We start from the raw sequence: 8,951 nt of genomic DNA, 5'->3' as shown, positions 1-8,951 counted from the left end.
CATTTGTTATGTTTTAACATAAATAAAAAAACACGTATGAATTTGCATTATCTTGTTGTGTGTTTGTTTATCTTTAGTTTAGTTTTTGTTTACGTACCGATAACATATTGATAACAATGTTTTTTAACACGAGAAATGTGACATTTATGGGAAACGATGTGACGGATATGGGATGAAGTGTGACGTTCATGGGAAGGGATGTGACGAATATGGGACAACATGTGACGGATGTGGGACAGGAAAAAAAAGAAATCAAGAAGGAGCTGAAAAAACATGCGGCGACTATCCATTGCTCGAATACACTAAGCTTGTTACAGCGCAAGATCACGAATGCCTTGCTATATCATGCCTACAAAGAACTCATGCTTAAAGATGAGCACGAGATCACTGTGAACCAGCTTTGCCGTTTAATAGGCTATCAGGGACACAATCACGCCGCGATTAAAGAGGCGTTCAAGGGATTGATTTCAACCGTGATTGAATGGAATTTGATTAATGATGAAACCGGTTCTGAAAACTGGACAGCAAGTTCCATTATCGCGAGCGTCAGTCTGGAAGGCCCGCTTTGTTATTACGCATATTCTCCCCGTATGAAGCAATTGCTGCATTCACCTTCCATGTTCGGAAAAATTGACTTGGTCATACAGTCCCGGTTCCGATCCAGCTATGGACTGGCGTTATATGAGAACTGCATACGTTATCGGGGGCTTCCCACTACCAAATGGTTTGATATGGATTTGTTTAAGAAGCTTATGGGTGTTCCTGCCGGAAAGTATGAGGTGTTTCGCGATTTTAAACGACGGGTGTTGGACAAGGCGGTTGAAGAGGTTAACACATATTCTGATCTGGTCATAGAATCAGAATATGTGCGTGAAGGGCGAAAGGTAGTCAAGGTCCGCTTTAAACTAAAAGAACGCGCGAAAAAAACCCGTCTTGGGGGAAACAAACAGGCCGCCAGTTTGCAGACGGATTCTGGCCATGAAGAAATAAGGACCAGATTAACCAGCCTTTATGGGTTGTCCAATGAACAGATAGAACAGATCTTTTCTCAATATGACGGCCAGTACATTCAGGACAAAATGACTGTCATCGAAAATTCCAAGCCGTTTCAGGACGGCAAGGTGCAAAACCTTGCCGGGTATCTCCTCAGCGCAGTCAAAAACAATTATCAGCCCGCGAAATCCGCCTCTTTGCCTGTCATCGATCTTGAGGGTGCAAGAATGGAATTGGAATTCGCAGAGGTGAAACGGCAAATTGAATCAATCCGTGAAGACTATCATCACCATAGGGAAAATCTGATTCATGAAGCCATTGAGTCACTTTCTACTGAAGACCGCCAACAATTCATGGCGGATTTTCAACGTGCCGCGGAACCTGTGATCAAGACCATTCTGAAATTGCAGCGGAGCAAGTATACACGCGAAAATGTATGGGAGTCTCCGCAAATCAAGGCATTGTTGCGGCAATTCGCCGTGCGCGAGATGGATTTTCTCAATGTGCCGACTTTGGATGAATTTGTTTCTCTTCAGGATGAAATCAAAATAGAAGCCTGGCAAAAACTGAAATCCTTCGATCCTGACCATCCATTGTTGCGATCAAATGAGTAATGATCCTGATATCGGGGATATTAGGAATCCGGAGGCGAGTTTGTTAGTAATAGTCCTTATTCACAATATCGACAAATGAGCTATAATTGAATCGTTCATCTATAGTTCTTTCAACCTACAGGGAGAAACATCATGGTAGCGAAAAAGAAAAAAGGCGGAGCGAAAAAGAAAAAGTAACAATAGCAGGCAAAAACCAGGGGATCTGGCTAGATCTCCTGGTTTTTTATTTTATGAGATCCGCTTTTTGAGGTCATGCGGCAAGCTCACCCCTGCTTTCTGACAACGACAGCCTTGAGGTAATCTGTTTCAGGAATGCAAAGATGCACAGGATGATCCGGTCCCTGGTGACCGCGCTCAAGGATCTGGATTGTGCTTTGTGTCCGGTAGGCACAGCGCTGCAGGATGCCTATCAGGTCTTCCATGCTGAGGTGCATGGAACAAGAACAGGAAAAAAGAATGCCGTCAGCCGGCAGCAGCTTGAGAGCCAGTTCATTCAGCCGTTGATATGCGAGCAATCCTTCCTTGCGATCCTTCGCCTTTTTGATAAAAGCAGGCGGATCGAGCACAATGACTTGATATTGTTTTCCTTGCTGGTGCAATCTTTTCAGGGCGGTGAATGCATCGTCGCAAATTACGGAAACCTGATTTTCAACCTGATTGAGTTTCGCGTTTTGCGCTATAAAGCCGGCGGCAAGCTCAGACACTTCGATACAATCCACATGATTGGCTCCATAAACGGCAGCTTGCACGCCCCAGCCGCCAACATAGCTGAACACGTCCAGCACGGTGCGATGCCTAGCGTAAGCTCTCAAGCGCGCGCGGTTCAGACGGTGATCATAAAACCAGCCGGTTTTTTGTCCCTTCAATAATGGCGCAGTAAATGTGATGCCGTTTTCTTCCAGCGTGATGACATCAGGAGGACGCCCGAAAGCCGGTCTGACATCAATTTCCAGGCCTTCCTGTACGCGAATCGGGCTGTCATTTCGCAAAAGCAGGGATGTCAGATCAGGAAAACATTCTCGCAGGGCGCCGACAATGGCATTGGTTTTGAGCTCCATTCCGGCGGTATTGATCTGCATGACAAAGTCATTACCGAACCGGTCTATCACCACTCCTGGCAATTGATCCGCTTCGCTGAACACCAGGCGGTAACTGGAACAGGAAAACAGGTGTTCGCGCAGTGCGAGCGCAGCCAGGATACGACGGGTGATCAAGCCCTGGTCCAGCCGGTCTTCCGGATTGCGAGAGAAAAGACGGGCCGCGATCAGCGAGTGAGGGTTGGCATAAGCCACGCCCAGAGGAGTCTGATCGTGTCCTTGAACAAATACTTCCTGGCCTGGATTCAAGCTTTTCATCGGCGTGGCGCGGGTATCAATTTCATTACTATATACCCAGGGATGCCCTGAGCGAATACGGCGGTCTTCACCTTTTTTTAAACGGACAGAGGGCAGTGGCATAGCAGCAAACGCGGCGTTGTTATCGGGTCGAAGAGAGTAACGCCGCGGGACCGGTTCGTCAAATGGATTCTAAGGCCGCGCGAGTTTCATTGGCCGTACTTTGGGACTTCGGCACCAGGAAGCGTCGAGGAGGCAGGATTGGAATTTCCTCCTATGAAAGACGGGAAGCGAAATATGCTGCCGATGCCAGACAACATGCCGGGTGTGGAGGATTTCTGCGGCTCTGCTTGTAAAATCTGGTTTGTCCCTCCTTCACAGCGTCTTTCGAATTCTTCAAAGCTGATTTGCAGATGATCCTGCGAGCGATAGTAAAACTCATAATGAAAAAGAAAGTAATTAGGCTGAAAATAGAAGGGAATATTCTCATTCAGAGTTTTGCTCTTTGGAAGCTTGGCGTCGCGGTGTAAATCAGGGCACAACAGATTGGGGAACAATCCTGCGCGCATGGCCTTGCAGGTGGAAATGGTATCACCCAGTTGAGACAATTTGATCAGGTTGAAATGATATACCTGGATGAGCGCATCGACTTCTTCCTTTGATTTTTTTTCAGCCATCAATCTGAGGATTCCAGCTTCCTGTTCATTGGCTTCATGCCGCAATGCATCAATATAGGCATTAAAGTCATGGGCCAGGTCGGATTCCTGTAACTTTGCGATCGCGTAAGTCCGAATCGCATGAATAGTGGCGGAAAGCATGGATTGTTCTGTGCCGTATTTAGTCAAATCAGTTAACAATTTGACCCAGCCTTCTACTGCTTGCAATTTATCTGCCAGCTTGGAATGAAGATCATCAGAGTCAGCATAAAACATCCGGTTGACGACTAAACAAGTCCCCGATTTGCTGACCTCATTATCCCGGTAGAGAGATTCGAGAATTCCCTGCACTGAACTCCATGTATGAGTGCGGCGAAATTGTAGGTATTCATTTAAAAAAGCCGTGAAAACCCGGGGATTCGGAAGGGGCATGGGAAGACTCCTTATTAAAGAATGAAGTACGCATTTCCAGGATGACAAAAATCAATACTAATTCAATTTGCTTAAGAAATTCTTAAGATTGTGCTATAAGGCGTGAGTTGCCGCTGATAGGTAATGATTGTGTCGGGATTTTTATGAGACTGGCGTTAATTAATTTAATAGCGAAAAATTTATTTCAAGCGAATGCGTTTTAGGTACAATTTGACGAAACCATGACTACAGACCACGCAGGAGAGGAACATGACGTTTTTGAATTTTGCGCTAGGCGAAACGGTAGATATGCTGCGCGAAGCAGTCAGTGAATTTGCCGAGCGTGAAATTGCGATCCGGGCCGCAGAAATTGATAGCAGCAACCATTTTCCAGTCGAACTATGGCCTAAATTGGGGCAGTTGGGATTGCTGGGCATTACTGTTGAAGAAGAATATGGCGGATCCGGTTTAGGGTATCTTGAGCATGCGGTCGCCATGGCTGAAATCAGCCGCGCGTCTGCTGCGATCGGTTTAAGTTATGGCGCGCATTCCAACTTGTGTGTGAACCAGATCCGTCTCAACGGGACACATGAGCAAAAAATGCGATATCTTCCCAGATTATGCAGCGGCGAATACGTGGGCGCACTTGCAATGAGTGAAACTCAGGCAGGTTCGGATGTCATGGGCATGCAGCTGCGCGCTGAACGTAAAGGGGATCATTTTGTGCTAAACGGCACCAAAATGTGGATTACCAACGGCCCTGACGCGGATGTACTGGTAGTGTATGCGCGCACGAATCCTCATGGCGGCTCGCGCGGAATCAGCACTTTTCTGATCGAGAAAGGTTTTGCAGGGTTTCATACCGCTCAAAAGCTGGACAAGCTTGGCATGCGTGGTTCTAATACCTGTGAATTGGTATTTGAGAATTGCGCAGTACCGGCCGAGAATCTTCTGGGGAAAGAAAACCATGGTGCGAAAGTGTTAATGCGAGGATTGAATTATGAACGGGTGGTGCTTGCAGCAGGGCCGGTAGGCATCATGCACGCCTGTATGGATATCGTGATGCCGTATGTTCATCAACGCAAGCAGTTTGGCAAATCCATTGGAGAGTTTGAAATGATGCAAGCCAAGCTTGCCGATATGTATACCGCGCTTATGACGTCGGAATCGTATCTTTATGCGGTTGCCAAGGCTTGTGACCGCGGCGATGTGACTCGCAAGGACGCTGCCTCAGTGATTCTCTATACGGCCGAGAGAGCCACCTGGATGGCCGGCGAAGCTATACAATGCTTGGGTGGAAATGGTTATATCAATGATTATCCCACCGGCCGGTTGTGGCGTGATGCAAAATTATATGAAATTGGCGCTGGGACTTCTGAAATACGCCGCATGCTGATTGGGCGGGAATTATTTGATGAGACTAAATAAGTGAGGATCAACCGTGCCTGGATTTCAAACACAAATCAATCAAGACGATAAAACGTTTATTCAGAATGCAAGCGTCATGCGTGCTCTGACAGCTGATTTGAAGAAAATAATCAAAAAGATCCATGAGGGTGGAGGTCAAAAAGCCCGGGATCGGCACCGCCAGCATGGGAAATTGCTGCCGCGGGACCGCATCGAATTATTGCTGGATCCCGGTTCGGATTTTCTTGAATTGTCTCCGTTGGCGGGTCATGGTCTTTATGAGGATGATATCCCGGCGGGCGGCATCATTACCGGCGTCGGCCGCATCATGGGTGTTGACTGTATGCTGGTGGTGAATGATGCGACGGTCAAAGGGGGAACTTATTATCCCATTACAGTCAAAAAGCATTTGCGAGCGCAAAAAATAGCCGAGCAAAACCGCTTGCCCTGTATTTATCTCGTCGATTCCGGAGGCGCGTATCTGCCCAAGCAGGATGAGGTTTTTCCGGATGAAAATCACTTTGGCCGGATTTTTTATAACCAAGCCACCATGTCTGCGCAAGCCATACCTCAGATTGCTGTAGTGATGGGCTCTTGCACGGCAGGAGGCGCTTATATTCCTGCCATGGCGGATGAATCCATCATGGTGCGAGAGCAGGCCACCATATTTTTGGCTGGTCCGCCGCTGGTCAAGGCGGCGACGGGAGAAGTGGTGACGGCGGAAGCACTGGGTGGTGCGGATGTGCATTGCCGGACTTCTGGTGTGGCGGATCATTACGCGCAAAACGATGAACATGCGCTTGCCATGACACGGCGCATTATTGCCAACCTGAATTATCAGAAGAAAGGTTCGGTTGTCATGCAGGAATCTCATGCGCCTCTTTATGACCCTCAGGAGTTATACGGAATCATTCCGGCAGATTCTCGCTACCCCTTTGACGTCCGCGAAATCATTACCCGTATTGTCGATAGTTCGGAATTCGATGAATTCAAGGCATTGTATGGGAAAACGCTGGTGTGTGGATTTGCACACATCTGGGGTATTCCGGTCGGTATTGTTGCCAATAACGGGATCCTGTTTTCCGAATCTGCTTTGAAAGGCACGCATTTTATCGAGTTATGTGCGCAAAGAGGGATACCTCTGTTGTTTATGCAAAATATCACGGGGTTTATGGTGGGCAGCAAGGTGGAGTCGGAAGGAATAGCGAAAAATGGGGCAAAGCTGGTAACCGCCGTGGCATGCGCGAAAGTGCCAAAAGTGACGGTGATCATTGGCGGGAGTTATGGCGCAGGAAACTATGCCATGTGTGGTCGTGCCTATGAACCGCGTTTTTTGTGGATGTGGCCTAACGCGCGTATATCCGTCATGGGCGGTGAACAGGCTGCCAGTGTGCTTGCACAAGTGACGAGGGAAAAGAAAAAGCGGCATGGAGAATCCTGGACCGAGGAAGAAGAAAAAGCCTTGAAGGCGCCGTTACTGGAGCAGTATAACAAGCAATCGTCTGCCTATTATTCCAGTGCTCATTTATGGGATGATGGTATCATTGACCCTGTAGATACCCGCAGGACTGTGGGAATGAGCTTGTCTATCGCCTTGAACGCGCCTGTTTTACCGACGACATATGGATTATTTAGGATGTAATCATGACAACTGAATTCATCAAGGTTTCCCGGTCGGACGGCATCGGGATTATTACACTGAACAGACCGGACAAGCGTAACGCCATGCATGGCCCGATGATTGTTGAATTACTTCGCGCTCTCAAGAAGTTCGCCAATGATGATTCGCGTTTACTATTACTTCATGGTGAAGGAGAGCACTTTTGCGCGGGCGGAGACATAGCTTGGATGCAGAAAATCGCCTTGGGTTCCGATGATGAGAATTATGATGATGCCCAGTCGTTGGCTGATTTGCTGTACCACCTTTATACTTTCCCCAAGCCCAGTCTGGTTTTGGCGCATGGCATGACCCTGGGCGGAGGAATGGGGCTGCTGGCGGCGGCGGATATTGCTGTTGCTTCCCGTAGCGCAAGTTTTGGCCTGCCGGAAGTAAGAATTGGATTGACGCCCTCCATGATTAGCCCCTATGTGATTGCAGCCATAGGTGAGCGTGCCGCGCATTATTATTTTTTGACCGGCGAACGGTTTGGTGCAGAAGAGGCTTTTCGAGTGGGACTGATACATCAGTTAAGTGAAGCTGACGCATTGATGAGTACGGGCATGAGTCTTGCCCAAACCCTGCTTATGAACAGTCCTCAGGCGTTACGGTCTGCAAAACAGCTTATACGCCGTGTTTCCAAACAGACAATCTCTGAAGATCTTGCGCAAAAAACCGCGGAACACCTTGCAGAATTACGCACGACTGCAGAGGCACAGGAAGGACTGCATGCTTTTCTTGAAAAGAGACCGCCCAAATGGCAATAGCGTGTGGCGGGAAGGTGATTTCCAGTACGTGACAGGGTGGTTGCGGCTAATACGGCTTTAAGAGTGCGTGCCGGCAGAATTGTTCAAAGCTCAAGATTGTTTACTGAGGATTCTGTTTTGAATAGGATACGGGATCAGTATCATGTATACTGTAGAATCAGGCAGCTACACAATGGATAGGAAGCTCTCGGGGTAAGAAATGACTTTTCCGCACCATATCAAAATTGTTGAAGTGAGTCCGCGTGATGGATTACAAAATGAATCTCAGATTCTCCCGGCGCCAGTCAAGATAGAATTTATCAATCTGTTATCACAAACAGGTCTTCCTGTAATCGAAACAACCAGTTTTGTTTCTCCAAAATGGATTCCACAACTTGCCGACGGCAGTGATGTATATCAGGGGATTCAAAAAAATCCTAAAGTTGTTTACCCTGTCCTGGTTCCCAACATGAAGGGACTAGAAGCAGCCATCGCAGTGGGCGTCAAGGACATTGCGGTATTTACCACGCCTTCCGAAGCTTTTTCTCAGAAAAACGCCAATTGTTCTGTTACGGAAAGCTTGCACCGTATTGCTGAAGTGGTGGAAATGGCGAAAAAGAAGCGCATCCGTGTACGGGGCTATCTTTCCTGCGTGTTAGGCTGCCCTTATGAGGGTAAAATCGCTCCGGAAAAAGTGGGTGAAATTGGAGAGATACTATTGCGCATGGGATGTTATGAAATTTCCCTGGGTGATACGATTGGGGTAGGCACGCCCCCTAAAATCAAGCGTCTGCTGGAAGTGGTCAGCCGTCACGTACCATTAAAATATCTCGCGGTTCATTTTCATGACACCTATGGCCAGGCATTGGTTAATATCTATTCCGCATTGGAATTCGGTATCGGCATCATTGATAGTTCAGTCGCCGGGCTTGGGGGTTGTCCTTATGCAAAGGGAGCCTCAGGCAATGTCGCGACGGAAGATGTTGTTCATATGTTAAATGGTATGGGTATTGAAACAGGCGTAGATTTAAAACAGCTGATTGTGGCTGGAAGGTTTATATCAAAACAACTGGGCCGCATTCCACAGTCCAAGGTCAACTTGGCGCTTGGCGAGGCAATCGCCTAGCACTCAT

General features: G+C 47.7%; 7 protein-coding genes. 5 read left to right on the top strand and 2 right to left on the bottom strand.

The window, feature by feature from the left end:
• Nucleotides 1-209: 209 nt before the first annotated feature.
• Entirely contained in the window at nt 210-1,607 is a 1,398-nt protein-coding gene (locus tag AQULUS_RS12975; RefSeq protein ID WP_172622891.1) for a replication initiation protein, read from the top strand.
• Between the two features lie 263 nt (nt 1,608-1,870).
• Here AQULUS_RS12975 and AQULUS_RS12970 read toward each other — a convergent pair whose 3' ends face one another.
• Together AQULUS_RS12970 and AQULUS_RS12965 are read right to left on the bottom strand one after the other, a co-directional pair.
• Nucleotides 1,871-3,064 carry a class I SAM-dependent rRNA methyltransferase gene (locus AQULUS_RS12970; RefSeq protein WP_148340781.1) on the bottom strand — a complete coding sequence of 398 codons (1,194 nt, stop codon included), beginning with the start codon at nt 3,062-3,064 and terminating at the stop codon, nt 1,871-1,873.
• 86 nt (nt 3,065-3,150) lie between these two features.
• Nucleotides 3,151-4,029 (bottom strand): hypothetical protein, encoded by an 879-nt coding sequence (locus AQULUS_RS12965; protein WP_148340778.1) that lies wholly within the window; start codon nt 4,027-4,029, stop codon nt 3,151-3,153.
• Between the two features lie 249 nt (nt 4,030-4,278).
• On the opposite strand from AQULUS_RS12965, the gene AQULUS_RS12960 reads away from it, so the two are divergent.
• From AQULUS_RS12960 to AQULUS_RS12945, 4 genes are all read left to right on the top strand, one after another.
• Nucleotides 4,279-5,436 carry an isovaleryl-CoA dehydrogenase gene (locus AQULUS_RS12960; RefSeq protein WP_148340776.1) on the top strand — a complete coding sequence of 386 codons (1,158 nt, stop codon included), beginning with the start codon at nt 4,279-4,281 and terminating at the stop codon, nt 5,434-5,436.
• A 13-nt stretch (nt 5,437-5,449) separates the two neighbouring features.
• Nucleotides 5,450-7,057 (top strand): carboxyl transferase domain-containing protein, encoded by a 1,608-nt coding sequence (locus AQULUS_RS12955; protein ID WP_408608956.1) that lies wholly within the window; start codon nt 5,450-5,452, stop codon nt 7,055-7,057.
• A 2-nt stretch (nt 7,058-7,059) separates the two neighbouring features.
• Nucleotides 7,060-7,839: an enoyl-CoA hydratase-related protein gene (locus AQULUS_RS12950; RefSeq protein WP_148340774.1), complete on the top strand. Its 780-nt coding sequence runs from the start codon at nt 7,060-7,062 to the stop codon at nt 7,837-7,839.
• A 199-nt stretch (nt 7,840-8,038) separates the two neighbouring features.
• Nucleotides 8,039-8,944 carry a hydroxymethylglutaryl-CoA lyase gene (locus AQULUS_RS12945; protein ID WP_148340772.1) on the top strand — a complete coding sequence of 302 codons (906 nt, stop codon included), beginning with the start codon at nt 8,039-8,041 and terminating at the stop codon, nt 8,942-8,944.
• Nucleotides 8,945-8,951: the final 7 nt, after the last annotated feature.

It is taken from the genome of Aquicella siphonis (assembly GCF_902459485.1).
In the GTDB taxonomy this organism is placed as follows: Bacteria; Pseudomonadota; Gammaproteobacteria; order DSM-16500; family DSM-16500; genus Aquicella; species Aquicella siphonis.
Note: the sequence above shows the minus strand (reverse complement) of the source record. Positions and strands in the feature narration are given on the sequence as shown.